Raw genomic sequence first — 26,062 nt, 5'->3', positions numbered from 1 at the left:
GGATAGGATCCGGTTTGAAAGTGAATTCGGTGAAGATCGCGAACAAAGGCGTATTGCGGTACCCGTAGCAAATTCCAGTGAAGCAGCCTCCGCCTCTCGTGTTCTCGGCGAGAACGGCTACAAATCCGGTCCATCGCAAGTTCGTCCATCGGTGCCCTGGTGGGCGGCATCTACGCCACGCAAAAGCTCGCAGTCTATGCGGAGTGGGTTCTGGCGCTGGAACGCATGCTTGCTCGGCCCGCGCTGCGAGCAATGGTCCTCAGTGGCTCCGCTGGCAGTCACCCTGTGTCCGGTTGACGTTGCCAGTCGTGCGTTGCGAAATTGCGGCGCCGACAAGCGATGCGGTGCGCTGCACACGCCGCACTGCATCACGCGCCAGGAGGTAGGCCTGCGTTTGCCGCTCCGAAATATACGCAGCAGCGCCAGACCGGGTGGCCGAATTTCGGCCGGCAAGATTTTTTCCCGAAGTGGGAGTCACAGAAGGCAAATTCATCATCAAACTCCTTTCGTCTATCGGTACGCTGGGTACTCATAGGGAGCGAAGAAAAATCCGCTCCTTAGAATAAGAGCTGAGAGTTTAAATTTCAAGGGGGGTAGTTTTTGCAGAAAGTTGGCAAAACCTGGCCTGAGCCCAGTGACCGCCTATAGCACGTTGGGCGCGGACCGCGACCTGGTCAGGGTCTGGCAGAAGCTGAACGCGCCGCGTTTTGACAACATCATGCTTGGGGACCAAGACCGTGGCCCTGTCCGAGCGTGGCCTACACCAACCCTGAGGTGGCTTGGGTCCAGAGGTCCGGCGGTCCAAGAGCCCGGTTTTGCGGCCACAGCGTCAGGCGGAGTCTGGCGGCAGCCTGGCGCGCAGATAGGCCAGCAGGTCCGTGAGGGTGACGAGCGCTCCGTAGTCCGACTCGGCAATTTCGACCTTCAGCTGCTGGCTCAGACCGATCAGGAAATTGAGCCAGTCCATCGAGTCCAGGTCCACCTGCTGGCGCAAGGGCCGGCTGTCACGCAGCAGGGCCACATCGACCTCGGGCGCAATTGATAGCAGCGTGGCCAGTACGGTGGCACGTAACTGGGAATCGTTCATGTGCGGGGTTCTCCGGTGAAATTTTTCGCGCCGGGACAGCGCTTCTACAAGGCCTCTGGCTCCTGCAGCAATTCGCGCAGCTCGGCCAGAAAAAGCGCTCCGCGGTGGCCGTCCGACACCCGGTGATCGGCGGCCAGGCTCGCGATGACGGTCGGCAGGGCGCCCAGCCTGCCTTCGGCATCCACCCATGGGCGCCTGGCCACGCTGCCAAAGCCCACCAGCGCCACCTGAGGGGGGTAAATAACACCCATGACCGCCTCCACGCCCCGGTCGCCCAGGTTGGTGACGGTCACGCAGGCGTCGCTCATTTCAGAGCTGCGCAGCGAGCCGGCGCGGCATCGCCTGACCAGGTCGGCCAGCTCCTGCATCAGCGGCGCCAGTGGCTTGGCTGCAACGTCGTGCAGGGCCGGGGCGATCAGTCCGCCCTGCCGAAGCGAGATCGCCACGCCCAGGTGGATGGCGGCAGCCGGCTTGAACTGCCCGTCCTGGTACACGCCGTTGAACTCGGGGTATTTTTTCAGCGCCAGCGCGACCGCCTTGAGCTGCAGCACGGCCATCAGCAGCCGCTCAGTGATGGGTCGGGCGGCGTTTTCCTGCTCCAGCCATTGCTGCGCCCGCGCCATCGGAACGGTCTCCAGCAGGTAGTAGTGGGGAATCTCGCGGTTGGAGCGGCTCATGGCGGCGGCGATCGCGCGGCGGGTTTCCAGCTGGCGGTCTGCCGTGGGGGCGGTGGGTTGGGGCGTGGCGGGTGTTGGCGCGCCCGCCGATGCTGCGGCCCGTTCGATGTCGGCCAGCGTGACGGCGCCGTCCGCGCCGCTTCCGGAGAGGGTACTGATGTCCAGCTTCAGCGCCTGGGCTTTCTGGCGTGCCGCCGGGGAAATGCGCTGGCGGCGCGTGGCTGCTGGCGGGGCCGCCGGCGGGGCCGTTTCGCCCGGGGCCATCAAGGTCGCCAGTGCCGCTCCTACCGGCAGCTTGTCGCCGGGCTCGGCCAGCAGTTCCCGCACCGTGCCGTCCTGCCAGATCTCGATGTCGATGGCCGCCTTGGAGGTGTCCACAACGGCCACGACCTGGCCCTTGTGCACGACCTCGCCGGGTTTGACTTTCCACTGCAGCAGCGTGCCCTCGTCCATGTCGGCGCCCAGCGACGGCAGCTTGAACTCAAACATTGAGCATCCCCCTTACGGCGGCGATGATTTTCGCCACCTGCGGCAGCGCGGCGTCTTCCAGGTGTTTGGCATAGGGAATCGGCACCTCCTCGCTGCACACGCGGGCTACCGGGGCATCCAGTTCGTAAAAGCAGTTTTCCATGAGCCGCGCCATGATCTCGGCCGCCAGGCTGCAGGTTTTCCAGCCCTCGTCGACGATGACGGCGCGGTGCGTCTTGCACACCGACGCTGTCAAGGTGTCGCTGTCCAGCGGCCGCAGCACGCGCAGGTCTATCACTTCCGCGTCTATGCCTTCGCTGGCCAGTTCGCTGGCCGCCTGCATGGCCTTGGGCAGGCTGCCGCCGTAGCTGATCAGCGTGAGCTGCGTGCCGGGGCGCCGCACGGCGGCGTGCGTGATGTCGCACTGCCAGTCATCGGGCAGCTCGTCCTCCAGGTTATAGAGTTGCGCATGCTCGAACATCACCACCGGGTCCGGGTCGGCCAGGGCTTGGACGAGCATGCCGCGCGCGTCGGCCACGGTCGCCGGCGCCAGCACGCGGATGCCGGGAATGTGGGCGTACCAGTTCTCCAGGCTGTGCGAATGCTGGGCCGCCAGTTGCCGGCCCGCGCCGGTGGCCATGCGCACGACCAGCGGCACCGAAAACTTCCCGCCCGACATGTGGCGCAGTGCCGCCGCCGTGTTCACGATGGGGTCCAGCGCCAGCAGGCTGAAGTTCACTGTCATCACTTCAACGATGGGCCGCATGCCGCCCAGCGCCGCGCCCACGCCCGCGCCGACGAAGCCCAGCTCCGATAGCGGCGTGTCACGAATGCGTTCCGGGCCGAACTCATCAAGCAAGCCTTTGGACACGGCATAACTTCCGCCATAGCGGCCCACGTCCTCGCCCATCAGGAACACGCGCGGATCGGTGCTGAGTGCCTCGCGCAGGGCCTGGCGCAGGGCTTCGCGGTAACTGATTTTCATGACGTTTCCTGCGACGTGTAGACATCCTTCAGCAGATCGGCTATCGGCTCCATCTCGGCCGCTTCGGCATAGGCCACCGCATCCGCCACCTCGGCCTCGGCGCTGGCGTCCAGGGCCAGAAACGCCTCCTCGGTCAACTCGCCGGCGGCCTTGAGCTGCGCCGTGAAGCTGTGGATGGGGCCTCGCTGCTTCCATTGCTCGATTTCCGCCTTGTCGCGGTACAGGTCCGGGTCGAACATGGAATGGGCGCGGAAACGGTAGGTGGCGTATTCCAGGAAGAAGGGGCCGGCGCCCGCGCGCACCTGCTGCGTGGCCTGGCGCGTAGCCTCATGAACCGCCCGCACGTCCATGCCGTCCACCTCGACGGCCGCCACCCTGTAGCTCGCGGCCTTGGCGCACAGGTCGGTCTGCGACTCGGAGCGCGCCAGCGCCGTGCCCATGGCGTACAGGTTGTTCTCGCAGCAAAACAGCACCGGCAAGCGCCACAGCGCGGCCAGGTTGATGGCCTCGTGGAAGGCGCCTTCGGCCATGGCGCCTTCGCCAAAAAAGCAGGCGGTGACGCGCGCAATGCCCTGCAGTTTGTCGGCCAGCGCCAGACCCACGGCCAGCGGCAGCCCACCGCCCACGATGGCGTTGCCGCCATAAAAGCGCCGGGCGGCGTCGAACAGGTGCATGGAGCCGCCGCGGCCTCGGCAGCAGCCGGCCGCCTTGCCGTACATCTCGGCCATGATGGCGCGCAGGGGCACGCCGCGCAGCAGCGCGTGGGCGTGTTCGCGGTAGGTGGCGACGATGTTGTCCTCGGGCGCCAAGGCGCGCAGGGCGCCTGCCGCGCAGGCTTCCTCGCCGATGTAGAGGTGCAGGAAGCCGCGTATCTTGCCGGCGCCGTAGAGCTCGGCGCATTTTTCCTCCATGCGGCGTATGCGCAGCATGTCGGCCAGCAGTTGCAGCGACAGGGGCTGGCCGGATTCGGGTGGAGCGGTCATGCGCCTGCCTCCAGCGTGGAGGTGTCGCCTTCGGGCAGGCCCAGCTCGCGCGCCTTGAGCAGGCGCCGCATGATCTTGCCGCTGCGCGTGCGCGGCAGCGTGGCCAGGAAATCGATCTCTTTGGGCGCCACGGCGGCGCCCAGCTTCTTGCGGGCGTGGCCCAGCAGTTCCATGCGCAGCGCTTCGCTGGGCTCGAAGCCTTCTTTCAGCGAGACGAAGGCTTTCACCACTTCGCCGACCAGCGCGTCGGGCTTGCCGATGACGCCGGCCTCGGCCACTGCCGGATGTTCCATGAGCGCGCTTTCCACCTCGAACGGGCCGATCAGGTGCCCGGCCGACTTGATCACGTCATCAAGCCGGCCGACGAACCAGTAGTAGCCATCGGCATCGCGCCGCGCCAGGTCGCCGGTGAGGTACCAGTCGCCCGCAAAGCATTTGCGGTAGCGCTCCTCGTTGTTCAGATAGCCGCGCAGCATCGAGGGCCAGCCGCGCTTGAGGGCCAGTTCGCCCTCCCGGCCGGGCTGGTCCAGCACCTCGACCGGGCCATCGGCGTGCTGCCGCACGATGGCGGCCTCGACGCCCGGCAAGGGCAGGCCCATGGAGCCTGGTTTGATGTCCAGCGCCGGCAGGTTGGCGATCATGATGCCGCCGGTCTCGGTCTGCCACCAGTTGTCGTGAATCGGCTTGCCCAGCACATCCAGGCCCCACCAGACGGCTTCCGGGTTCAGCGGCTCGCCCACGCTGGCGACAAAGCGCAGCCTGGGGTAGCTGTACTTGCGGGCCAACTCCGCCCCGGCCTTCATGAGCATGCGTATCGCCGTGGGCGCCGTGTACCAGACGCTGACCTGCTGCTCGTGCAGGATGCGCCACCAGCGCTCGGCGTCGAACTCGGCCTCGTCGACGATGGAGGTCACACCATGCAGCAGCGGCGCGATGATGCCGTAGGACGTGCCGGTGACCCAGCCGGGGTCGGCGGTGCACCAGAAAATGTCGTCGGCGTGCAGGTCCAGCGTGTAGCGCCCGGTCGCCCAGTGCGTCACCACCGCGCCATGCACATGCAGCGCGCCCTTCGGTGTGCCGGTGGTGCCGCTGGTGAAGTGCAGCAGGGCAGGGTCTTCCGCCTGCGTGGCGACGATGTCGAAGGCGTCCGGGGCTTGGGCCATGAGCCGGGCCAGATCGTGCGTGTCCGGCAGGTTGGTCGGCTGCCCTTCGTCGCCCACCAGCAGCACATGCCGCAGCGCCGGCAACTGCTGGCGGATTTTCGCCACCTTGTGCTCGTACAGCCCTTCAGTGGTGACCAGCACCGCGCCCTCGCCGAGCTTCAGGCGCGTGGCCAGCGGCTCGGGACCGAAAGCGGAAAACAGCGGCGACACCACGCAGCCGTTCTTGAAGCTGCCCAGCACTGCCGTGTACAACTCCGGGATGCGCCCGGTCAGCACGAACACGCGTTCGCCACGCTGGACGCCCAGTGTCTTGAGCACGTTGGCAAAGCGATTGGTGAGCCGTGACAGTTCGCGATAGCTGATGTCGCGCTGGGCCTGGCTGCCCAGAAAGCGGAACGCCACATGGTCGGCGCGCGCGCCCTGCGCATGGCGATCCACCGCCTCAAAAGCGATGTTCAAGCCGCCGCCGGGCAGGCCCGCCAGTTCACGCCGGGCCGCGTCCCATGAAAACGCACGGCAGGTGGCGGCGTAGTCGGCCAAGTGAGGCGGCACCGCCAGGTCGGCGGCAGTTTTGTGAATGATGGCAGGGCGACCCATGGCGCGCTCCTTGAATTCAGGTCATTGTGGAGACCTGCCTGCCGCGCTGGCTTGATGTGCGTCAAGCCCGGCCTTGATCCGGCAGCCGTTCAGGCGTAGCCCAGCGCGTGCGCTACGGCGGGGTGCGTGACGCGGCCGTTCTGCACGTTGAGCCCCATGGCCAGGTGCGCATCGTCTGCCAGCGCCTGGCGCCAGCCCTTGTCGGCCAGCGCGAGCGCAAATGGCAGCGTGGCCTGGGTGAGCGCGAACGTCGAGGTGCGCGCCACCGCGCCCGGCATATTGGCCACGCAGTAATGCACGATGCCATCGACGACGAAGGTCGGGTCGGCATGGGTGGTCGGGTGGCTGGTCTCAAAACAGCCGCCCTGGTCGATGGACACGTCCACCAGCACCGAACCCGGCCGCATGCGCGCCAGCCACTCGCGTTGCACCAGCCTGGGAGCCGCGGCTCCCGCCACCAGCGCCGCGCCTATGACCAGGTCAGCGCCCAGCACCAGCGTTTCAATGGCGGTCGTGGTGGCGTATCGGGTCTGGATGCGGTTGCCGAACACCTCGTCAAGACGGCGCAGGCGCTGCGCCGTGCGGTTCAGGACTGTGACCTGGGCTCCGAGTCCCACGGCCATCATGGCGGCGTTACCGCCCACCACGCCGGCCCCCAGGATCACCACCCTGCCCGGTGCAACGCCGGGCACCCCGCCCAGCAGCACGCCAGCGCCGCCATGGGGCTTTTCCAGGCAGGCCGCGCCTGCCTGGATGGCCATGCGGCCCGCCACCTCGCTCATGGGCGCCAGCAGCGGCAGGCCGCCGTTCGGGCTGGTCACGGTTTCGTAGCCGATGGCGGTGACGCCCGACGCCAGCAGCAGCCGGGTCAGGTCCGGATTGGGGGCCAGGTGCAGGTAGGTGAACAGCACCTGGTCAGGGCGCAGCAGCCGGCATTCATGCGGCTGGGGCTCCTTGACTTTCAGGATCAGGGCGGCCAGGGCAAAGACCTCCTGCGGTGTGTCGGCCAGTTCGGCACCGGCGGCCAGGTACTGGGCGTCAGTCAGGCCTATGGCAGCGCCGGCGCCTTTTTCCAGCAGCACCTGGTGCCCATGCGCGACCAGTTCCCGAACGCCGTCAGGCGTGGCGCCTACCCGGTATTCGTGGCTCTTGATTTCCCTGGGTATGCCGACGAGCATGGCGCAACTCCCTGATAAGGCCTCCGGCCAGCGACAGGCTGATCAGGGGGTGTGGTCGATACAGACAGTTAACAGCTTCAGACTATCACAAGCGCTCGAAAATCGCTGCAATGCCCTGGTCGCCGCCTATGCACATTGCGGCCAGCGCGCCCAAAGCCGCACAAGCGCCTCGCACACCCATTCCGGGAAACGTCCCCTACCCTGTTCAGGGGATGGGCTGCGACAGCGCAGGCGCGTAGGCTGGATGGGGTCGTGATTCTTTGGCATCTTGGACCGGAGGCAGGCATTGCAGGCTGTTTCCTGTTGGCAATGGCACGTCAGCGCAACGGGGCCGTCGCTGGCTGCTTTGATGCGTGAGGCCTCTTTGTCTGAAGGAGAACCAATATGGTTACGTACATTGCACTTTCCAACTTTACCGATCAGGGGATTCGCACCATCAAGGACAGCACCAAACGAGCCGATGCCGTCAAGGAGGCCGCGAAAAAATTTGGTGCCACCATGACGCATATCTACTGGACGCTGGGGAAATATGATTTGGTGGCGATCATCGAAGCACCAGATGACGCGTCGGCCACCGCATTCGCGCTGGCCATTGGAACGGCGGGCAATGTGCGCATGCAAAGCCTGCGCGCTTTCTCCAGGGATGAGATGAACGGGATTCTGGCCAAGATGGCCTAGCGGCGCGGCTGCCCATTCCCTCAGGCGTGTGCGGCACCGCCTTCGAATGCCGCAGCATATGGAGAACATCCCATGAAAATGCTACTGACGGTCGAGATTCCCCATGAGCCTTTCAACTCCCTTGTCCGAAGTGGCAAGGCGGGCGAGATCATTGGCCGCATCCTCGAAACCATCAAGCCAGAGACCGCCTACTTCACGGAGCAAGACGGAACACGCGGCGCAATCTTCGTGATTGACGTAAAAACCCCCTCGGATGTGCCCAGCTTTTCAGAGCCCTTCTTTCTCAACTTCCAGGCCGATTGCAAATTTCGTATTCTGATGAGCCCGGAGGATTTGCAAAAGGCGGGACTGGAGGCGCTCGGCAAGAAGTGGGCGTGATATCTGCCTAACTATGTCTTGAACCGCAAATCGCCCATTTCCGAAAACTCGCACATCGGCGCCCAGGCCACTTCCCAGTAATGGCCGTCCAGGTCGGTAAAGTAGCCGCTGAAACCGCCCCAGAAGGTGTTGTGCGGCGGAGTGACGATGGTGGCGCCGGCGGCTTGGGCGGCCTCAAACGCGGCGAGCACGTCTTCGCGGCTCCCGACGTTGTGACCCAGGGTGATACCGCTGAAGCTGCGCGCGGTGGGCTCCAGTGCGGGGTCCAGTGCCGGTGAGATGTCGCGCGCCAGGTCCGCGCGCGGGTACAGCGCGATCCAGACGCCGGGCAGGGTGAAGAAGGCCACGCCCTCGTTGTCGCCGGTGGGCGCGGTGCCGAAGACGCGGGTGTAGAACGCCCTGGCGCGTGCGAGATCGTTCACGCCCAGGGTAATCAGGCTCATGCGGGGGATGGTCATCGTGGGGCCTCGTCTTTTGATGGTCCACCAGAGTACGACTTCTTTTACAGCCGGGCAACACGGCGACCCGCCTTGGCGGCTACCGCTGCCTGTCAGCGCTCAGCGCGCTCAGGGTTGTGAACGGGGTGTGAAATCAGCGCAGCAGGGCAGCCGCGGCAGAAGCAGAAACCGGCGTTGAAACGGGCGCGGCAGAAGTCACCGCCCTGTCGGCGTTGGCCGTCTCGACGCGGCGGGCGCCGTTGAAGCGCGAACGCCAGTAGCTCCCGCCCATGTCCTCGACCCGAATTTCGGCGCCGGTACGGGGAGCATGGATGAATTTGCCGTTGCCCACGTAGATGCCGACGTGGCTGAAGGCGCGCCGCATGGTATTGAAAAACACCAGGTCACCGGGTTGCAGGTCCTTGCGGTCGATGGCCTGCGTGGCGGCGGCTTGCTGGTCCGAGCGGCGCGGCAGCACCAGACCCAGCGTTTGCTCATAGATGGCGCGCACGAAGCCGCTGCAGTCAAAGCCGCCGGTATCGACCGAATTGCCACCATATTTGTACGGTACGCCAAGGAACCCCATGGCGTTGACCACCAGGTCGGAAGCCTTGCTGCTGACCGACTGGCGAACCTGCTCGAGCTGGCCGCCGATCTGGGTGATCAGGCCCCTGTCGCTGAGAAGTTTGTCCATGTCGTCCGTACCTGGACTGGAGGAAGGAGCGGCTCGGGCACTTGCGCAGAGGAACAGGAAAAGCAGGAGCCATTTGGACATGGGCTGCAGGTTAGGGGCATTTTGCTGCGAAGTCAAGTGAAGAAGCCGTTGTAAGTTATTGATTCATAATGAGTTCGTTGAACTTTACTTTACTGAACCTCACAAAATGGCTATTTGGGGAGCTTGCCAGCGGCACCGGCCATCCGATAAAAGTGTTTCAATTCAATCCACTCTAACCCCATTTTTCTGGAGACGAATCCATGTTCAAAGCCCTGCTGCTGGAAAAAAACGAGACATTCTCGGCCACCGTCAAAGAGGTGGATGATGCAGCGCTGCCGGCCGGCGATGTGACTGTCAAGGTGGATTACTCCACGCTTAACTACAAGGACGGACTGGCCATCACCAACAAGGGCCCGGTGGTGCGCCACTGGCCCATGGTGGCGGGCATCGACGGCGCGGGCACCGTGCTCGAATCCAGCCACCCGGCCTGGCGCGCGGGCGACGCGTTCATTCACAACGGCTGGGGCGTTGGCGAGACGCAGTGGGGCTGCCTGGCCGAAAAGGCGCGGCTCAAGGGCGACTGGCTGGTCAAGCTGCCGTCCGCCTTCACCGCGCGCCAGGCCATGGCCATCGGCACGGCGGGCTACACCGCCATGCTGTGTGTGCTGGCGCTGGAAGATCACGGCGTCAAACCCGAGGCTGGCGAGGTGCTGGTCACCGGTGCCACCGGCGGCGTCGGCAGCGTGGCGATCGCGCTGCTGGGCAAGCTGGGCTATACCGTGGTGGCGGCCACGGGCAAGGCGAGCGAGGAGGCCTACCTCAAGTCTCTGGGTGCCGCGTCGATCATCGACCGCGCCGGGTTGTCCGCCGCGGGCAAGCCGTTCCAGAAGGAGCGCTGGGCCGCGGTGGTGGACCCGGTCGGCTCGCACACGCTGGCCAATGCGCTGGCGCAGACGCGCTACGGCGGTGTGGTGGCGGCCTGCGGGCTGGCACAGGGCGCGGATCTGCCGACCACGGTGATGCCCTTCATCCTGCGCGGCGTCACACTGGCCGGTGTGGACTCAGTCATGGCGCCTTTGCCGAAGCGCCAGCGCGCCTGGGACCGGCTGGCGCGCGACCTGAACCCCCAGTTGCTGGAATCGATCACCACGGAAGTAACGCTGGACGCCGCGATTGCCAAGGCCCATGAATTGATGTCGGGCCAGTTGCGCGGGCGCGTCGTCGTGAAGATCGGCTGACCGGTGCTGCCTTTGATTACGAGGGAAATATGCCTCCAGCCCTTGTCAAACAAGCGCTTGTAGCTATTGTTTTGATAGTTTCCGGCTGGAGTGCCCAAGCCCAGACCGTGCGCCCCGAGGTGGTGGCGACCCACCTCGAACATCCCTGGGCCGTGGCGTTTTTGCCGGAAGGGCGCTTCCTGGTGACCGAACGCCCGGGGCGCCTGCGCGTGGTCGAGGCCGACGGGCATCTGGGCGCGCCCGTGGCGGGCGTGCCGGCGGTGGCTGCGGGCGGGCAGGGCGGCCTGCTCGACCTGGTGCTGGACTCGGGCTTCGCGCGCAACCGCACGCTGTACTTCTGTTATTCGGAGCCCGCCGCCACCGGCAACACCAACGGCACGGCCCTGGCACGCGCCGAACTCTCGCCGGACCGCACGCGGCTCGAGAACGTCCGGGTGATTTTTCGCCAGCAGCCCAAGGTCGCCGGCAGCCTGCAGTTCGGCTGCCGGATTGTCGAGCGGCTAGAGGATGGCAAGCCCGATGGCACGCTGTTCCTGACGCTGGGCGAGCGCTACACGCACATGCAGGATGCACAGACGCTGGACAACGACCTCGGCAAGATCGTGCGCATCGCCAAGGACGGCACGGTGCCTCAGGACAATCCGTTCGTGGGACGGCCCGGGGCCCTGCCCGAGATCTGGAGCTATGGGCATCGCAATCCGGAGGGCGCCACGCTCGCGCCCGATGGCACGCTGTGGGAGCACGAACACGGCCCGCAGGGCGGCGACGAGATCAACCTGCCGCTGCCCGGGCGCAACTACGGCTGGCCCGTCATCACCTATGGCGAAAACTACGGCGGCGGCAAGATCGGCGCGGGGCTGACCGCCAAAGGGGGCATGGAGCAGCCGCTGCATTACTGGACGCCGTCGATCGCGCCGTCCGGCATGACCTTCCTGAGCAGCGAGCGCTATGGCCGCGCCTGGCGGGGCAACCTGTTCGTCGGCTCGCTCAAGTTTCATTACCTTGACCGGATCGAGCTGAGCGAGCCGTTCAAGGGCCGGGTGGTGCATGAGGAGAAGCTGCTGACCGAACTCGATGAGCGCATCCGCGATGTGCGGCAGGGGCCGGATGGCCTGTTGTATGTGCTGACCGATAATCCGGCAGGCCGGCTGATCCGGCTGTTGCCTCAGTGAACCCACCGGTCTGAAACCCGGCCCAAATTTCTCAACATCCCCGTCTGCTGTCCATGATTCCCTTTTCCATTCTCGACCTGTCCCCCATCATCGAAGGGGGCGACGCCGCCCTGTCGTTTCGCAACACCCGTGATCTGGCCCAGCACGCCGAACGCTGGGGCTACCGGCGCTTCTGGCTGGCCGAACACCACGGCATGCCGGGCATCGCGAGCGCGGCGACCTCGATCCTGATCGGGCACGTGGCCGGCGCGACCTCGACGATTCGCGTGGGCGCCGGCGGCATCATGCTGCCCAACCATTCGCCGCTGGTGATCGCCGAGCAGTTCGGCACGCTGGAGTCGCTGTATCCGGGGCGCATCGACCTCGGACTGGGCCGCGCGCCCGGTTCGGACCAGGTCACGGCGCGTGTGCTGCGGCGCAACCTCGCCTCGGACGCCGACGAGTTTCCGCAGGACGTGGTCGAGTTGATGGCGTACTTCGCGGCCGATCCGCGCCTGCCGGTGCGCGCCGTACCCGGCTCCGGCGCCAACGTGCCGGTCTGGATCCTGGGCTCCAGCCTGTTCGGCGCCCAACTGGCGGCGGCGCTCGGCTTGCCGTATGCGTTCGCCTCGCATTTCGCGCCCGCCCAGATGATGGAGGCCGTGGCGCTGTATCGCGAAAGGTTCAAGCCGTCCAAGCAGTTGCAAAAGCCCTATGTGATGCTGGGCTTCAACGTCATCGCGGCCGACACCGACGAGGAGGCCGCGTTTCTGGCCACCTCGAAGCAGCAGGCCTTTGTGAACCTGCGCAGCGGGCGTCCGTCGCGCCTGCCGCCGCCGATGGCCGACTATTTGAGCCGCATCGGCCCGCAGGAGCATGCGCTGCTCGCGCAGGTTCTGTCGTGCTCGGCGATCGGCTCCCCCGCCACGGTGCAGGCAGGGCTCCAGTCCTTTATCGACCGCACCGGCGCGGACGAGTTGATGATTGTGGCGCAGTGCTTCGACCATGGCGCAAGCCTTCGCTCCTACGAGATCACGGCGCAAGTCCGAAGCGCATTGCGCTGAGCCGGGCGCCGACAAGGCCCCTCTGGCATGGCCCCTGCCGCCGCGCAGGCACTGACTGTCCAGTGTCGCCCTGCGCATAAATTCAGTTACGATTCACCCGTATTTGGTGCGCGCGGTAACCCCATAGCACCAAGGCAGGATCCGGACGGCGAGCGCTACCCGCGCGTGCCGATCCGGCCACAGCGACCAGACGCAAGACATGATCGAGCGAGGAGTGACGCGAATGAGCCAGAACGAACCCCTGCATCTTCACGTGCCGGAGCCAACCGGGCGCCCCGGCCGCGAGACCGACTTTTCCTACCTGGATTTGTCCCGCGCCGGCGAGGTGCGCCGGCCACCGGTGGATACCTTGCCGGCCGACACCGGCGACCTCGCTCATAGTCTGGTGCGGGTGCTCGATGACGACGGCCATGCCGTCGGACCCTGGACGCCGCAGGTTGACACAGAGCTGCTGCGCCGCGGACTGCGCGCCATGATGAAGACGCGTGTCTTCGATGCCCGCATGCTGATCGCGCAGCGCCAGAAAAAAATCTCGTTCTACATGCAATGCCTGGGCGAGGAGGCGATTGCCACCGCGCATGCACTGGCGCTGGCACCCGGCGACATGTGCTTTCCGACCTACCGGCAGCAGGGCCTGCTGCTCTCGCGCGACGATATTTCCCTGGTCGAGATGATCTGCCAGCTCATGTCGAACGAGCACGATCCGCTCAAGGGCCGCCAGCTGCCCGTGATGTATTCGTACAAGCGCGCCGGCTTCTTCTCGATCTCGGGCAACCTGGCGACGCAGTTCATCCAGGCGGTGGGCTGGGGCATGGCCTCGGCGATCAAGGGCGACACCAAGATCGCCTCGGGCTGGATCGGCGATGGCGCCACCGCCGAAGCCGATTTCCATACCGCGCTCACGTTTGCCCACGTGTACCGCGCGCCCGTCATCCTCAACGTGGTGAATAACCAGTGGGCAATCTCGACCTTCCAGGCGATTGCCGGCGGCGAGGGCACGACGTTCGCGGGACGCGGTGTTGGCTGCGGCATCGCCTCGCTGCGCGTCGACGGCAATGATTTTCTTGCGGTGTACGCCGCCTCCATGTGGGCCGCCGAGCGCGCGCGCAGCAACCTCGGGCCGACGCTGATTGAATGGGTGACCTATCGGGCCGGCCCGCACTCGACCTCGGACGATCCCAGCAAGTACCGCCCCGCCGATGATGCCGCCCGCTTCCCGCTCGGCGATCCGATCGCTCGTCTGAAGCAGCATCTGATCGGCATCAAAGCATGGTCACCGCAGGAGCACGAGCGGCTGCAAAAGGAACTGGAGGCCGAGGTCGGCGCCGCGCAGAAAGAGGCGGAGCGCTATGGAACGCTGACCGACGGCCGAATGCCCAGTGCCGCGACCATGTTCGAGGGCGTGTACAAAGACATGCCCGAGCACCTGCGCCGGCAGCGTCAGCAGCTCGGAGTCTGACCATGGCCGATGAAAACAACAACCTGAAAAAGACGCCGATGTCCATGATCCAGGCGCTGCGCTCGGCGATGGATGTGATGCTGGCGCGCGACAGCAACGTCGTGGTGTTCGGCCAGGACGTGGGTTATTTTGGCGGCGTGTTCCGCTGCACCGAAGGGCTGCAGGCGAAGTACGGCACTTCGCGTGTGTTCGACACGCCCATCTCCGAGGGCGGCATCGTCGGTGTCGCGGTCGGCATGGGCGCCTACGGCCTGCGCCCGGTGGCCGAGATCCAGTTTGCCGACTACTTCTACCCGGCCTCCGACCAGATCGTCTCGGAGGCGGCGCGCCTGCGCCATCGCTCCGCCGGCGATTTCACGGCGCCCCTGACGATCCGCATGCCCTGCGGCGGCGGCATCTACGGCGGGCAGACGCACAGCCAGAGCCCGGAGGCCCTGTTCACGCATGTCAGCGGATTGCGCACGGTGATTCCGTCCAATCCCTACGACGCCAAGGGCCTGCTGATCGCCTCGATCGAGAACGACGATCCGGTCATCTTTCTGGAACCCAAGCGCCTGTACAACGGGCCATTCGACGGCCACCACGACAAGCCGGTGGTGCCGTGGTTCAGGCACCCGCTGGGCGAGGTGCCCGAGGGCTATTACACGGTCCCGCTGGAGTCGGCCGCCGTCTTCCGCCCCGGCGCGCAATTGACGGTGCTGACCTACGGCACCATGGTATTCGTGTCCGAAGCAGCAGCTAGCGAGACCGGCATCGATGCCGAGATCATCGACTTGCGCAGCCTGTGGCCGCTGGACCTGGACACCATCGTCGCGTCGGTCAAGAAGACCGGGCGCTGCGTGGTGGTGCACGAGGCGACGCGCACCAGCGGCTTTGGTGCCGAACTGACGGCGCTGGTGCAGGAGCACTGCTTCTACCATTTAGAGGCACCCATAGAGCGCGTGACCGGCTGGGACACGCCGTATCCGCACGCGCAGGAGTGGGCGTATTTCCCCGGGCCGGCGCGGGTCGCGGCGGCGTTCCAGCGCGCGATGGAGGCATGATGGGCGTTCATGTAATCAAAATGCCGGACATCGGCGAAGGCATTGCCGAAGTGGAACTGGTGGCCTGGCGCGTGCAGCCCGGCGAGACGGTGGCCGAGGACCAGATTCTGGCCGACGTCATGACCGACAAGGCGACCGTCGAGATTCCCTCGCCGGTGGTGGGCAAGGTACTGGCGCTCGGCGGCGCGGTCGGTCAGGTGATGGCGGTGGGCAGTGAGTTGATCCGCATCGAAGTGGAGGGCGAGGGCAATGCCAGTGCCACCAGTGCGGCCGCCGCTCCCCCCCCAGCCCCCGCTTCGGTCCCACCTCCTGTGGCGAAGGCTATGGCACCGGCCCCGCCTGCCGTCTCTGTGGCCCCGGCGGCGGCCCAGCCCAAGCCCGCGCCGGGGCGCGCTGCGCCGGCTACTGCTGCACCGTCAACGCGCCAACCCGGCGACAAACCAATTGCCTCACCGGCGGTGCGCCGACGCGCCTGGGAGCTCGGCATCGAGTTGCAATATGTGCACGGCAGCGGTGCCGCGGGCCGCATCATGCACGAGGACCTCGACGCTTACGTCGCGCGCGGCGCGGCAGGGCAGCAGCAGCCAGTTGCCGGTGGCGCGCGTTACGCGCTGCGGCATGACGAAGAGGCGATTCCCGTCATTGGGCTGCGCCGCAAGATCGCGCAGAAGATGCAGGAAGCCAAGCGCCGCATTCCGCACTTCACCTACGTCGAAGAAATCGATGTGACCGAACTGGAGGCGCTGCGCAAGCGTCTGAACGAGCGCTGGGGCGCCGAGCGCACGCGTCTGACGGTACTGCCCCTGCTGATCCGCGCCGTGGTGCTGGCGGTGCGCGAGTTTCCGCAGATCAACGCACGCTTCGACGACGACACCGGTGTGGTGACGCGCCACGGCGCCGTTCACATCGGCATTGCCACGCAGACCGAAGCCGGCCTGATGGTGCCGGTGTTGCGCCACGCTGAAGGCCACGACCTGTGGGCCAGCGCGGCCGAGATCGCGCGCCTGGCCGAGGCTGCACGCACAGGCAAGGCCACGCGCGAGGAACTGACGGGTTCGACCATCACCATCACCAGCCTGGGTGCGCTGGGCGGCGTTGTGTCCACACCGGTGATCAACCACCCGGAAGTGGCGATCGTCGGCGTCAACCGCATGGTCGAGCGCCCGATGATGCGCGCTAGCGTGGTGGTGCCGCGGCTGATGATGAACCTGTCGTCGTCGTTTGATCATCGCGTCGTCGACGGCCTGCATGCCGCCGAATTTATCCAGGTGCTGCGCGGCTTGCTCGAGTGCCCGGCCACCCTGTTTGTGGAGTAAGGCATGGCCACGCAATCAACCAAGCTGCTGGTCATCGGTGGCGGCCCGGGCGGTTATGTTGCCGCGATCCGCGCCGCGCAACTGGGCGTCGCCACCACGCTGGTGGAGGGTGAGCAACTGGGCGGCACCTGTCTGAACATTGGCTGCATCCCGTCCAAGGCGCTGATCCACGCCGCCGAGGAGTTCGAGAAGACATGCCACTATGCGCAGGATTCCGCGCTGGGCATTCATGTCGCAGCGCCACGCATCGATCTGGCGCAAACGGTGCGCTGGAAGGATGGCATCGTCCACAAGCTGACCAGCGGCGTGGCCGCGCTGCTGAAGAAAAACGGCGTGCAGGTGGTGCGGGGCTGGGCCAGGATCATCGACGGCAAGACGGTCGAGGTGCAGGAACACGGCGCGAGTGCAGAGGCCGCGCCGCGGCGCATCGTCTGCGAACAGCTGCTGCTGGCGCCGGGCTCGCTGGCGGTGGCCCTGCCGTTCATGCCGTTTGGCGGGCGCGTCATCTCGTCCACGCAGGCGCTGGCGCCGCTAACGCTGCCCAAGCGTCTGGTCGTCGTCGGTGCCGGTTACATCGGTCTGGAACTGGGCATGGCCTACCGCAAGCTCGGGGCCGAGGTCGCGGTGGTCGAGGCGCTGGACCACGTGTTGCCCGCCTACGACGAAGAACTCACCAAACCGGTGCTGGCGTCGCTGCGTCGCCAGGGCGTGCAACTGCTGCTCGGTCACACGGTGCAGGGCTTGAATGCCAGTGGTGATGCGGTGCGGGTGCGCGATGTGAAGGGTGAAGAATCGGAGTTGCCGGCTGACCAGGTGCTGGTGGCCGTTGGCCGGCGCCCGCGCACGCAGGGCTGGGGGCTGGAAACCCTGGCGCTCGACATGAAAGGGCCGGCGGTGCAGATCGACAACCAGTGTCGCACCTCGATGCGCGGCGTCTGGGCGATCGGCGACTTGACGGGCGAGCCCATGCTGGCACACCGCGCCATGGCACAGGGCGAAATGGTGGCGGAGATCATTGCAGGCAAGCGCCGGCACTTTGCGCCGGCAGCGATCCCCGCCGTGTGTTTTACCGATCCCGAAGTGGTAGTGGTTGGCCAGACGCCGCAGGACGCGGCCCAGGCTGGCCTGGACTGCATCACTGCATTGTTTCCCTTCGCCGCCAACGGCCGCGCGATGACGATCGAGTCGACCGACGGTTTCGTGCGCGTCGTGGCGCGGCGCGACAACCACCTGATCGTCGGCTGGCAGGCGGTGGGTCGTGGCGTATCGGAGCTTGGCGCCGCATTCTCGCAATCCATCGAGATGGGTGCACGGCTCGAGGATGTGGCCGGCACCATTCATGCACACCCTACGCTCGGCGAGGCCGTGCAGGAAGCCGCATTGCGCGCGCTGGGCCACGCGCTGCATATCTGAGGTGCCCCAGAGAATGGCCACGCTGCCGTCCGGCGGAGCACTGCGCTGCGCACTCATTCGGAGACGACCAGCGTGCCGTTCATGTCCTCATGGCCGCTGCCGCAGAATACGTCGCACAGGAACGTGAAGCTGCCGGCCTTGTCCGGCGTGAACTGGAGTGTGTTGATCTTGCCGGGAATGACGTCGGTGCGCACGCCGAAGTCGGGCAGGTTGAAGCCCATTGGCACTTCAGGCGCCGTGAGTTGCAGGACCACGGGTTGCCCCTTCCTGACATGAATCTCGCCCGGCACGAACACGAACTTCTTCGCGATGACATTGATCACCACCGGCTTGGGCTGGGCCAGCAGCCGGGCCGTCAGCGGAACCAGGGCCAGGGCGGTGGCGGCGCTTATCAGCGCTCGTCGGTTGGTATCCATGGAGCGGCCTCAGGCTTGTCGTACCGGGAACTCGGTGATGGCGTAGTCAGCCGTCTTGGGTTCCGCCTCGATCTCACGGAACCCGAGCCCGCGATAGGGCTGCGCCGGGTCCCAGTCCAGCGGCGTTCGCTTGGGTTGCGAGCCAGGCGCCGGCAGCGGGTAGATCAACGATCTGGCCGAGTGGTGGGCGATGTGCCCGGTCATGTGGTGGTTCTCCTGGTGGATGTGGCCATAAAACACCGTCACGTTCGCATGCGGCAGCAGCAAATCAACCGCCTTGGCGCCGTCGCGCGTGGCCCAATCCCACTGCGGGTACAGGTCGAACAGCGGCCGATGCGCGAATACGACGATGCGCGCGTCGGCCGGCTGGTGCTGGAGGTCATCGGCCAGCCAGGCCAGCTGTGCATCGCCTAGCTGGGCGGCGGGGTCGCTCACATTGTCGAGCGCGATGAAATGCACGCCCTTGTGGTCAAAGGTGTAATTGGTCGGTCCGAAGAATTCCTTGAAGGCTCGGCCGTTGTCGAGCGCAGCGTCGTGCTCGCCCGGAATGAAGCGCACCGTCTTGACTTTCAGGGTGGCCACGATGTCGCGAACCTCCGCCATGCGTTTGCGGCGCTCCCGCGGGTCGTCGGTGGTGTGGGTCAGGTCGCCGGTGAAGATCACGAAGTCGGGCGCTTCACTGAGCGCGTTGACGGCGGCCACGGCCTTGGGCAGCGTGCCTCTGGCGTCCGGGTTGGGCGGGCCTTCGAAGCCCCAGTGCGCGTCGGACAGCTGCACGAAGAAGAAATCGTCGTAGCCCGGTCCGGTCCTGGTGCCCGCAGCGTATGCCATGCCGCCGAGGCCGGAGACGAACACAGCACCCCCGACGCCGGCCAATTGCAGAAACTGTCTTCGGTAGCAAGTGCTCATAATGATCTCCTGGGTTGAGCGAGACGCTGCGTGTCGCTGGCTTGCGAACTGCGCAGCCTCATATGGGATACCGGTACGAGGCCGGGAAAATTCCCGGCTCGACCGATAGCCGGACGAATCGTCCGGGTTTCGGGAAATTCGGGAATAAATGCGGGGCGCTGCCGATATGACACACACAGAGAGGGTTCCCTGTGACCGAAAGTGACGATCTGCGGCGGTTCGAAATACTGGTGATTCCACACCTGGACGCGGCCTACAACCTCGCGCGCTGGCTGACCCGCAACGACCAGGATGCGCAGGACGTGGTGCAGGACGCGTCAATGCGCGCCATGCGCTACTTTGGCGGGTTTCGCGGCGACCAGGCGCGTGCCTGGTGGCTGCAAATCGTGCGCCACACCTGCTACGCCTGGCTCAAGGAAAACCGTCCTGCGGAGGTGGTGGCCTTTGACGACGGCGAGGACGCGTGGCGCGAGCTCGCCGCGCCGGCGGCCGATGAGCCGCACGCCATCGCGGTGCGCAACGCCGACCGGGCCCAGATCAACCAGGCCATTGCCGCGCTGCCCATCGCCTACCGCGAGGTGCTGGTGCTGCGCGAGCTGGAAGACCTGCCGTACAAGGACATCGCACGCATCGCCGATATTCCTGTGGGTACCGTGATGTCGCGCCTGGCGCGTGCCCGCGGCCTGCTGCGCCAGGCACTGTTGCACGGCGCCCGGCCCGTGTTGCGCACGGTGGCGCGGTCCACACCCGGTGGAGTGAAATGATGGCCCCTGAACTTGATACCCGGCAATTGAATGCCTTCATTGATGGCGAGCTGGACCTGCACAGCCAGCTCGAGATCGAGGCGCGCCTGGTCCACGATGCCGGCTTGCGCACGCAGGTGGAGGCGCTGCGTGGCCTGCGCCAGGTTGTGATGCGCCACGCCGACTATCATGCGGCACCGGCCGCACTGCGCGCCCGCATCGAGGCGCTTGGCGCTCCGCCGGCGTCGGCGCCCGCACCGACGCCGCGTGGCCCGTCGGCCTGGCCCGCCGCTGTGCAGCGCTGGTTCGCATGGCGCCCGCTGGTGGCGTCGTTCGGTGTGCTGGCGGTGTTGACCGTTGCGCTCAACCTCGCGCTGCTGCAGTCGGGCCGGGATGAGGCGTTGGGGCAGGAGGTCATCGCGAGCCACGTGCGCGCGACGTTGACGCAGCACCTGGTCGACGTGGCCTCGTCAGACCACCATACCGTCAAGCCGTGGCTGTCGGCCAGGCTCGATTTTTCACCGCCGGTGCCTGAACTGAACTTGCCGGGATCGACTTTTCTGGGCGGCCGGGTCGACTACCTGGACGGTCGCCCCGTTGCCGTCCTGGTGTATCGGCAGGGGGCGCATATCGTGAATTCCTTCGTGTGGCCGGGCGCCGGCGACAGCCGCATTGCGTTCGTATCGCAGCGCGGCTTTCATCTTGCCCACTGGTCGCGCGGTGGTATGACCCATTGGGTGGTCTCGGACGTAAGTCCTGACGAGTTCGCCACCGTTGTGCACGCGATCGATCACGCCGACGAAAGCCACTGACGCTAGTTGGATGCACGCCTGGATGGCAGCGTCGCCTGCACGCTGGGCAAATCCACCATCACCGGCTGACCCGGCGTGGTGCAGCCCGTGTCACAGCATCGGCCCGGTTGCCGGTTCTTCGTGATGGCGCGGTCGGGGTCGTGCGCCACGCCGCGGTCCAGCAGCCGCTCGACCAGCTCCACCTTGGAGCCGATCGGGTAATTTCGGTAAATCTCCTGCTTCATCGCGGCGGGGGAGCCACCGCCGTGCAGGCTGATCACGCTGTACCAGCCGCCCTGGTAGCCGGCCGTCAGGTCTTCGATGAAACGCGCCGTCTCGATGCGCTGCTCATACGGCACGTCGGGGTTGGCGCGCAGCACCTCCGATAGCCGCGCGGCGGTCTCGGGGTTGTGGTCCTCGTCGGGGCCGGGCAGGGTGACGATCAGGCCGCCACTCACGTAGTGGGCAATGCGGTGCATGTCGTAGATTTTGGTGGCCAGCAGCAGCTTGCCGATGTTGCTGAACACCGGGTCGGGCATGAAGGTGTGGCTGTGTTCGTCGGCCTTGCCATACACGCTGGCAGCGACGCCACAGGCGAAGAAGCTCTCAACGATGGTGATGAGTTCGACCATTTGCTCGCGCAGGTGCGACTCCTTGCCCGGATCGAAGCCGTTGGCCTCGCACATCAGCGCGCCGGCGCCGATCAGCAGATCGCCAAAACCGGCGCGCGCACCAATGCAGGTGTGGCGATGATGCGTGGCGTAGCTGTAGGTCAGGTGGCCCGAATGTTCCCACTCGCCGGCATAGAACACGTGCTCCATCGGCACAAACACCTTGTCGAACATCACCACGCCGGTGCTTTGGCCGTATTTGCGGCTGAACAGCGCGGCGCCGTGCTCGACCTTTTCGCCGGGGCGGCCCGCGGGCCGGGCCACGATGGTGAGGCCCGGTGCGTCGATGGGCACGGCGCAGCAGACGGCGAAGTCCGCGTCCTCGCGGCCCATGTTGCGGCACGGCATGACCAGCAGCTCGTGCACGTAGGGCGCGCCGGTCACGATGGCCTTGGTGCCGCTGATGACGATGCCGCGCCGGCCATTGCGCAGCGCGCTGCGCTCGACGACGTGAAGATACGTGTCGATGTTGGCCTGTTCGTGCGGGCGCCGGCTGCGGTCGCCCTTGGCATCGGTCATGGCCACGCCCAGCGTCAGGTCCTGGTCCTGCACGCGGTGCAGGTACTCGGTGAAGCGCGCGGTGTTCTCGGTCGTGCCGCGGGCGTCGTCAATGCGCGCGCTGACCTGGCCGATGGCGTTGAGCGCGTCGTGCGTCAGGTAGCGCTGGGCGCAGCCGGTTTCCTGGCAGACCAGGCGCACGGCCTCGAGCTTGTTGAGCAGATCGCCCGAACTGGTGTTGATATGGCTCAGCCGGTTCACCAGTTTGCCGCTGGTGTGCTGCACCGCTGTCATGAGGGGCGCGTACTGGGGTTTCAGGGCGTAGTCGTAGGTCAGCGCGATGGCATTGATGCCGGGCTGGAACGTCCGCTCGTCGGCCACGCTGTCGACCTTGCGGCCATCGACATAGATGGTGGGCTGGTAGCGGCGCAGCGACTCGCGGTAGTCGGCGCCAGACATCATCAGAGCGGTGGGGGCGGGCGTGTTCATGGCAGAGCTTCCTTGTATTCAGGAAAGGGGTTACAGGTGACAAAAGCTGATGGAAAAGTCATTTAATTGGTGAATGTACAATAAATTAAACGTTGTTCAAATTAATTTTCTAGTGTTCGTAAAATTAATGAGTGTGTCAAATGGGCCGCTATAGTGAACCCATGCAAGCCAAGCTCCAGCGCCAGCAAACCATGACCGATGCACGCCGCGCCCTGGTGCTCGACGCCGCTCGCGCGGTGTTTTCTGAGGCCGGCATCGAAGGCGCCAGCATCCGCGAAATTGCCAAAAAGGCTGGCTACACGCCGGGCGCGATTTATTCCTATTTCGACAGCAAGGAGGCCATTTACGGCGTGCTGCTGGGTGAGTCGCTGGAGCGTCTGAACGGTGCGGTCGAGGCGGCGCGGGTGGTGAAGAACCGGCCCGACAAAACCCTGCAATCCAAGGCCCAGGCCTGGTTTGGCTTTTATGCGGCCAACCCGCGCGATCTGGATCTGGGCTTTTACCTGGTGCAGGGCCTGCGCCCGCGCGGCCTGACCAGCGAACTCAACTCCCGGCTTAACAAACGCCTGCATGACGCGCTGCGTCCCTGCGAGGTGGCGTTGCGGGCGATGGGCTTGGCACCGGGGGACGCGCTGCGCGAAGCCACGGCGCTGTTCGCTCATGGCGTGGGCCTGCTGCTGCTCCAGCACACCGGTCGCATCCGCATGTTCGGGCAATCGGCGCCGGCGCTGTTCAAACGCTACGTGGAACAACTGGGCGCGCGGTATGTCCAAACGGATGCGTTGCTGAATGCAGGCGGCGCGGAATCAGACCCGGCCGCCTCGCCGCAGGCCGATCTTTTTTGAGCGATGGTGCGCGCTGCGGTTAAAGTTGAATCGCAACCCGCCTTGCGCTCTTTAGAAACTGCTAACTCCCACCGGATGCCCATCATGCTGCTCGACGCCGCCGAATCCCAACTCGTGCTGGTGGACTACCAGATCCGCCTGCTGCCTGCGATTTTTGAGGGCGCAGCGGTCGTCGCCAATGCCGTGCGCCTGGGGCAGCTGGGCCGCCTGATGGGTGTGCCCGTGTGGGGGACCGAGCAAAACCCGTCCCGGCTTGGCGAAAATGCGCCCGAGCTGCGCGCCCTGTGCGACAGGACGCTGAGCAAAATGCACTTCAGCGCGGTGGAGGAGGGCCTGGGCGAATGGCTGCGCCCGCCCGTCAAAGCGCCGCAGGGCAATGCACGCAGTCTGCCCAAGCACCTGCAAAAACCGGCTGGCGGGAGCGAGCGCGACATGATTGTGATCGCCGGTTGCGAGGCCCATGTCTGTCTGCTGCAGACGGCGCTCGATTTGCTCGAAGACGAGTTCGACGTGTGGGTCGTGACCGACGCCTGCGGTTCGCGTACCGAGCGCAACCGCGATGCCGCCTTTGACCGGCTGGCCGGTGCGGGGGCCGAGCTGGTGACCACCGAAATGGTGGCGTTCGAGTGGCTGCGCACGGCCGAGCACCCGGACTTCAAGGCGGCGCACGCGTTGATCAAGTGAAATTGAAGTGAAGTAAAGTGGAGTGCAACAAGATTCGAAGGAGACATGGATGACGAAGTACGCCGACTTTTACCGCCGCTCGCTGCACGATCGCGACGCCTTTTGGTCCGAGCAGGCCGGGCTGATCGACTGGAAAACCCCGCCGCAGCAGATCTGCGACTACAGCAAGCCGCCGTTCGTGCGCTGGTACGTCGGCGGCACCACCAACCTGTGCCACAACGCGGTGGACCGGCACCTCAAGGACCGGCCCGACCAGGCCGCCCTGATCTACGTATCGACCGAAACCGGCACCGAGAAGACCTACTCGTTCCGCGAGCTGCACGCGGAGGTGCAGCGCACTGCCGCCGTCTTGAGGGAGATCGGGGTGCAAAAGGGCGATCGCGTGCTGATCTATATGCCCATGATTGCTGAAGCCGCTTTTGCCATGCTGGCGTGCGCGCGCATCGGGGCCATTCATTCCGTGGTGTTCGGCGGCTTTGCCAGTGTCAGCGTGGCCAGCCGCATCGAGGATGCCAGCCCCAAACTCATCATCAGCGCCGATGCGGGCTCGCGTGGCGGCAAGGTGGTGGAGTACAAGCCGCTGCTTGATGAGGCGATTCGCCTGTCCAGCCACAAACCCGACGCCGTGCTGCTGGTGGATCGCGGCCTGTCTGCCATGAAGTTGATCGCTGGCCGCGACCATCTGTGGGCGCCTTTGCGGGAAAAACACATGGATGCGACGGTGCCCTGTGAGTGGCTCGAATCCAACGAGATCAGCTACACCATCTACACCAGCGGCACCACGGGCAACCCCAAGGGCGTGCAGCGCGACACCGGCGGCTACGCGGTCGCGCTGGCTGCCAGCATGAAATACATCTTTGGTGGCAAGGCAGGGGAAACCTACTTTTCCACCAGCGACATCGGCTGGGTGGTGGGACACAGCTACATCGTCTATGGCCCCTTGATTGCGGGCATGGCCACGATCATGTACGAAGGCTTGCCGACCCGCGGGATCGATGGTGAACCCAACCCGGGCATCTGGTGGCAACTGGTCGAGAAGTACAAGGTCACGCAGCTGTTCTCGGCGCCCACGGCGGTGCGTGTGCTCAAGAAGCACGACCCCGCCTACCTCAAGAAATACGACATTTCCAGCCTGAAAACCCTGTACCTCGCCGGCGAGCCGCTGGACGAACCCACCGCGCAATGGATCAGCGATGCGCTGGGCGTGCCAGTCATCGACAACTACTGGCAGACCGAGACCGGCTGGCCCATCCTGACGATTGCCAACGGCGTCGAAAAAGCGCCCAGCAAATTTGGCAGCCCGGGGGTTGCGATGTATGGCTTCGACGTGAAACTGCTCAACGAGCTCACCGGCGAGGAGCTGGTCGGCGCGGGCGAGAAGGGGGTGGTGGCGATCGAGGGGCCGTTGCCACCGGGCTGCATGCAAACGGTGTGGCGCGATGACGCGCGGTTTGTCAAGACCTACTGGGAGACGGTGCCCGGAAAAATGGTTTACAGCACGTTCGATTGGGGCATCCGCGACAAGGACGGCTACTTCTTCATCCTGGGCCGCACCGATGACGTGATCAATGTCGCCGGCCACCGGCTGGGCACCCGCGAGATCGAGGAGAGCATCTCCAGCCATCCCAACGTCGCCGAGGTGGCCGTGGTGGGCGTGGCGGACAAGCTCAAAGGGCAGGTCGCCATGGCTTTTGTCGTGGCCAAAGACGCCAGCACCGTGAGTGAAGAGCGGACCCGCCTGCAGCTGGAGGGCGAAGTAATGAAGCTGGTCGAGGGGCAACTGGGGGCCTTCGCCCGGCCGTCACGCGTGCGGTTTGTGACGCTGCTGCCAAAAACACGCAGCGGCAAATTGTTGCGCCGCGCCATCCAGGCGGTGTGCGAAGGCCGCGACACGGGGGATTTGAGCAGCATGGACGACCCGTCGGCGCTGCGCCAGATCAGGGATCTGGTCGCCAGCGCCTAGCAACCTTGCCTGTGCGGACGCGG

General features: G+C 65.6%; 25 protein-coding genes. 14 read left to right on the top strand and 11 right to left on the bottom strand.

Translation table 11 applies throughout. The features are described from left to right. Nucleotides 1-829: 829 nt before the first annotated feature. From EUB48_RS11630 to ald, 6 genes are all read right to left on the bottom strand, one after another. Nucleotides 830-1,087 (bottom strand): phosphopantetheine-binding protein, encoded by a 258-nt coding sequence (locus tag EUB48_RS11630; protein ID WP_142819272.1) that lies wholly within the window; start codon nucleotides 1,085-1,087, stop codon nucleotides 830-832. 44 nt (nucleotides 1,088-1,131) lie between these two features. Next, nucleotides 1,132-2,253: a dihydrolipoamide acetyltransferase family protein gene (locus tag EUB48_RS11625; RefSeq protein ID WP_142819271.1), complete on the bottom strand. Its 1,122-nt coding sequence runs from the start codon at nucleotides 2,251-2,253 to the stop codon at nucleotides 1,132-1,134. Next, nucleotides 2,246-3,217 carry an alpha-ketoacid dehydrogenase subunit beta gene (locus tag EUB48_RS11620; RefSeq protein WP_142819270.1) on the bottom strand — a complete coding sequence of 324 codons (972 nt, stop codon included), beginning with the start codon at nucleotides 3,215-3,217 and terminating at the stop codon, nucleotides 2,246-2,248. Before EUB48_RS11620 ends, EUB48_RS11625 begins: the two co-directional genes overlap by 8 nt. Continuing rightward, complete coding sequence (gene pdhA / locus EUB48_RS11615; protein WP_142819269.1) at nucleotides 3,214-4,200, bottom strand: pyruvate dehydrogenase (acetyl-transferring) E1 component subunit alpha; 987 nt, start codon at nucleotides 4,198-4,200, stop codon at nucleotides 3,214-3,216. The genes EUB48_RS11620 and pdhA overlap by 4 nt, the downstream gene beginning before the upstream one ends. Further along, a complete protein-coding gene (acsA, locus tag EUB48_RS11610; RefSeq protein ID WP_142819268.1) occupies nucleotides 4,197-5,960 on the bottom strand; it encodes an acetate--CoA ligase in 1,764 nt (587 codons plus the stop codon). The genes pdhA and acsA overlap by 4 nt, the downstream gene beginning before the upstream one ends. Nucleotides 5,961-6,049: 89 nt before the next feature. Continuing rightward, on the bottom strand, nucleotides 6,050-7,138 hold the full coding sequence (gene ald, locus EUB48_RS11605; RefSeq protein WP_142819267.1) for an alanine dehydrogenase: 1,089 nt from the start codon (nucleotides 7,136-7,138) through the stop codon (nucleotides 6,050-6,052). Nucleotides 7,139-7,522: 384 nt separating this feature from the next. On the opposite strand from ald, the gene EUB48_RS11600 reads away from it, so the two are divergent. Together EUB48_RS11600 and EUB48_RS11595 are read left to right on the top strand one after the other, a co-directional pair. Beyond that, the gene (locus EUB48_RS11600; protein ID WP_142819266.1) at nucleotides 7,523-7,816 is read left to right on the top strand and encodes a GYD domain-containing protein; all 294 of its coding nucleotides are present in this window, start codon (nucleotides 7,523-7,525) and stop codon (nucleotides 7,814-7,816) included. A gap of 72 nt (nucleotides 7,817-7,888) precedes the next feature. Beyond that, nucleotides 7,889-8,194: a panthothenate synthetase gene (locus EUB48_RS11595; protein ID WP_142819265.1), complete on the top strand. Its 306-nt coding sequence runs from the start codon at nucleotides 7,889-7,891 to the stop codon at nucleotides 8,192-8,194. Between the two features lie 11 nt (nucleotides 8,195-8,205). Here EUB48_RS11595 and EUB48_RS11590 read toward each other — a convergent pair whose 3' ends face one another. Together EUB48_RS11590 and EUB48_RS11585 are read right to left on the bottom strand one after the other, a co-directional pair. Continuing rightward, nucleotides 8,206-8,652 (bottom strand): VOC family protein, encoded by a 447-nt coding sequence (locus EUB48_RS11590; RefSeq protein WP_142819264.1) that lies wholly within the window; start codon nucleotides 8,650-8,652, stop codon nucleotides 8,206-8,208. A gap of 133 nt (nucleotides 8,653-8,785) precedes the next feature. After that, complete coding sequence (locus EUB48_RS11585) at nucleotides 8,786-9,406, bottom strand: C40 family peptidase (RefSeq protein ID WP_142819263.1); 621 nt, start codon at nucleotides 9,404-9,406, stop codon at nucleotides 8,786-8,788. Nucleotides 9,407-9,606: 200 nt separating this feature from the next. Between EUB48_RS11585 and acuI the strand changes: the two genes are divergently transcribed. From acuI to lpdA, 7 genes are all read left to right on the top strand, one after another. Continuing rightward, the gene (acuI, locus tag EUB48_RS11580) at nucleotides 9,607-10,584 is read left to right on the top strand and encodes an acrylyl-CoA reductase (NADPH) (protein ID WP_142819262.1); all 978 of its coding nucleotides are present in this window, start codon (nucleotides 9,607-9,609) and stop codon (nucleotides 10,582-10,584) included. A gap of 29 nt (nucleotides 10,585-10,613) precedes the next feature. Then, entirely contained in the window at nucleotides 10,614-11,756 is a 1,143-nt protein-coding gene (locus EUB48_RS11575) for a PQQ-dependent sugar dehydrogenase (protein WP_142819261.1), read from the top strand. A gap of 53 nt (nucleotides 11,757-11,809) precedes the next feature. After that, nucleotides 11,810-12,799 (top strand): LLM class flavin-dependent oxidoreductase, encoded by a 990-nt coding sequence (locus EUB48_RS11570; RefSeq protein WP_142819260.1) that lies wholly within the window; start codon nucleotides 11,810-11,812, stop codon nucleotides 12,797-12,799. A 223-nt stretch (nucleotides 12,800-13,022) separates the two neighbouring features. Next, nucleotides 13,023-14,258: a 3-methyl-2-oxobutanoate dehydrogenase (2-methylpropanoyl-transferring) subunit alpha gene (locus EUB48_RS11565; RefSeq protein WP_142819259.1), complete on the top strand. Its 1,236-nt coding sequence runs from the start codon at nucleotides 13,023-13,025 to the stop codon at nucleotides 14,256-14,258. 2 nt (nucleotides 14,259-14,260) lie between these two features. Further along, on the top strand, nucleotides 14,261-15,301 hold the full coding sequence (locus tag EUB48_RS11560) for an alpha-ketoacid dehydrogenase subunit beta (protein WP_142819258.1): 1,041 nt from the start codon (nucleotides 14,261-14,263) through the stop codon (nucleotides 15,299-15,301). Next, entirely contained in the window at nucleotides 15,301-16,617 is a 1,317-nt protein-coding gene (locus EUB48_RS11555) for a dihydrolipoamide acetyltransferase family protein (RefSeq protein ID WP_142819257.1), read from the top strand. Before EUB48_RS11560 ends, EUB48_RS11555 begins: the two co-directional genes overlap by 1 nt. Before the next feature lie 3 nt (nucleotides 16,618-16,620). Then, nucleotides 16,621-18,030 (top strand): dihydrolipoyl dehydrogenase, encoded by a 1,410-nt coding sequence (gene lpdA, locus EUB48_RS11550; protein ID WP_142819256.1) that lies wholly within the window; start codon nucleotides 16,621-16,623, stop codon nucleotides 18,028-18,030. Between the two features lie 53 nt (nucleotides 18,031-18,083). Here the strand turns inward: lpdA and EUB48_RS11545 are convergent, their stop codons facing one another. Beyond that, a complete protein-coding gene (locus tag EUB48_RS11545) occupies nucleotides 18,084-18,446 on the bottom strand; it encodes a cupredoxin domain-containing protein (RefSeq protein ID WP_142819255.1) in 363 nt (120 codons plus the stop codon). 9 nt (nucleotides 18,447-18,455) lie between these two features. Next, nucleotides 18,456-19,355 (bottom strand): metallophosphoesterase family protein, encoded by a 900-nt coding sequence (locus EUB48_RS11540; protein ID WP_142819254.1) that lies wholly within the window; start codon nucleotides 19,353-19,355, stop codon nucleotides 18,456-18,458. Nucleotides 19,356-19,546: 191 nt separating this feature from the next. Here EUB48_RS11540 and EUB48_RS11535 point away from each other — a divergent pair, with 191 nt between their 5' ends. Together EUB48_RS11535 and EUB48_RS11530 are read left to right on the top strand one after the other, a co-directional pair. Next, entirely contained in the window at nucleotides 19,547-20,119 is a 573-nt protein-coding gene (locus tag EUB48_RS11535; RefSeq protein WP_142819253.1) for a sigma-70 family RNA polymerase sigma factor, read from the top strand. After that, entirely contained in the window at nucleotides 20,119-20,910 is a 792-nt protein-coding gene (locus EUB48_RS11530) for an anti-sigma factor family protein (RefSeq protein ID WP_244618178.1), read from the top strand. Before EUB48_RS11535 ends, EUB48_RS11530 begins: the two co-directional genes overlap by 1 nt. A gap of 2 nt (nucleotides 20,911-20,912) precedes the next feature. On the opposite strand, the gene EUB48_RS11525 is transcribed toward EUB48_RS11530, so the two are convergent. Then, a complete protein-coding gene (locus EUB48_RS11525) occupies nucleotides 20,913-22,547 on the bottom strand; it encodes a 4-hydroxyphenylacetate 3-hydroxylase family protein (protein WP_142819252.1) in 1,635 nt (544 codons plus the stop codon). A 161-nt stretch (nucleotides 22,548-22,708) separates the two neighbouring features. Between EUB48_RS11525 and EUB48_RS11520 the strand changes: the two genes are divergently transcribed. From EUB48_RS11520 to EUB48_RS11510, 3 genes are all read left to right on the top strand, one after another. Continuing rightward, nucleotides 22,709-23,392 carry a TetR/AcrR family transcriptional regulator gene (locus EUB48_RS11520; protein WP_142819251.1) on the top strand — a complete coding sequence of 228 codons (684 nt, stop codon included), beginning with the start codon at nucleotides 22,709-22,711 and terminating at the stop codon, nucleotides 23,390-23,392. A gap of 84 nt (nucleotides 23,393-23,476) precedes the next feature. After that, nucleotides 23,477-24,076 (top strand): isochorismatase family protein, encoded by a 600-nt coding sequence (locus EUB48_RS11515; protein ID WP_142819250.1) that lies wholly within the window; start codon nucleotides 23,477-23,479, stop codon nucleotides 24,074-24,076. Nucleotides 24,077-24,125: 49 nt separating this feature from the next. Further along, nucleotides 24,126-26,039 carry a propionate--CoA ligase gene (locus EUB48_RS11510; protein WP_142819249.1) on the top strand — a complete coding sequence of 638 codons (1,914 nt, stop codon included), beginning with the start codon at nucleotides 24,126-24,128 and terminating at the stop codon, nucleotides 26,037-26,039. Nucleotides 26,040-26,062 lie beyond the last annotated feature (23 nt).

The sequence above is a fragment of the Rhodoferax sediminis genome (genome assembly GCF_006970865.1).
Taxonomy (GTDB): domain Bacteria; phylum Pseudomonadota; class Gammaproteobacteria; order Burkholderiales; family Burkholderiaceae_C; genus Rhodoferax_A; species Rhodoferax_A sediminis.
This window is presented reverse-complemented; position numbering and strand designations above follow the sequence as displayed.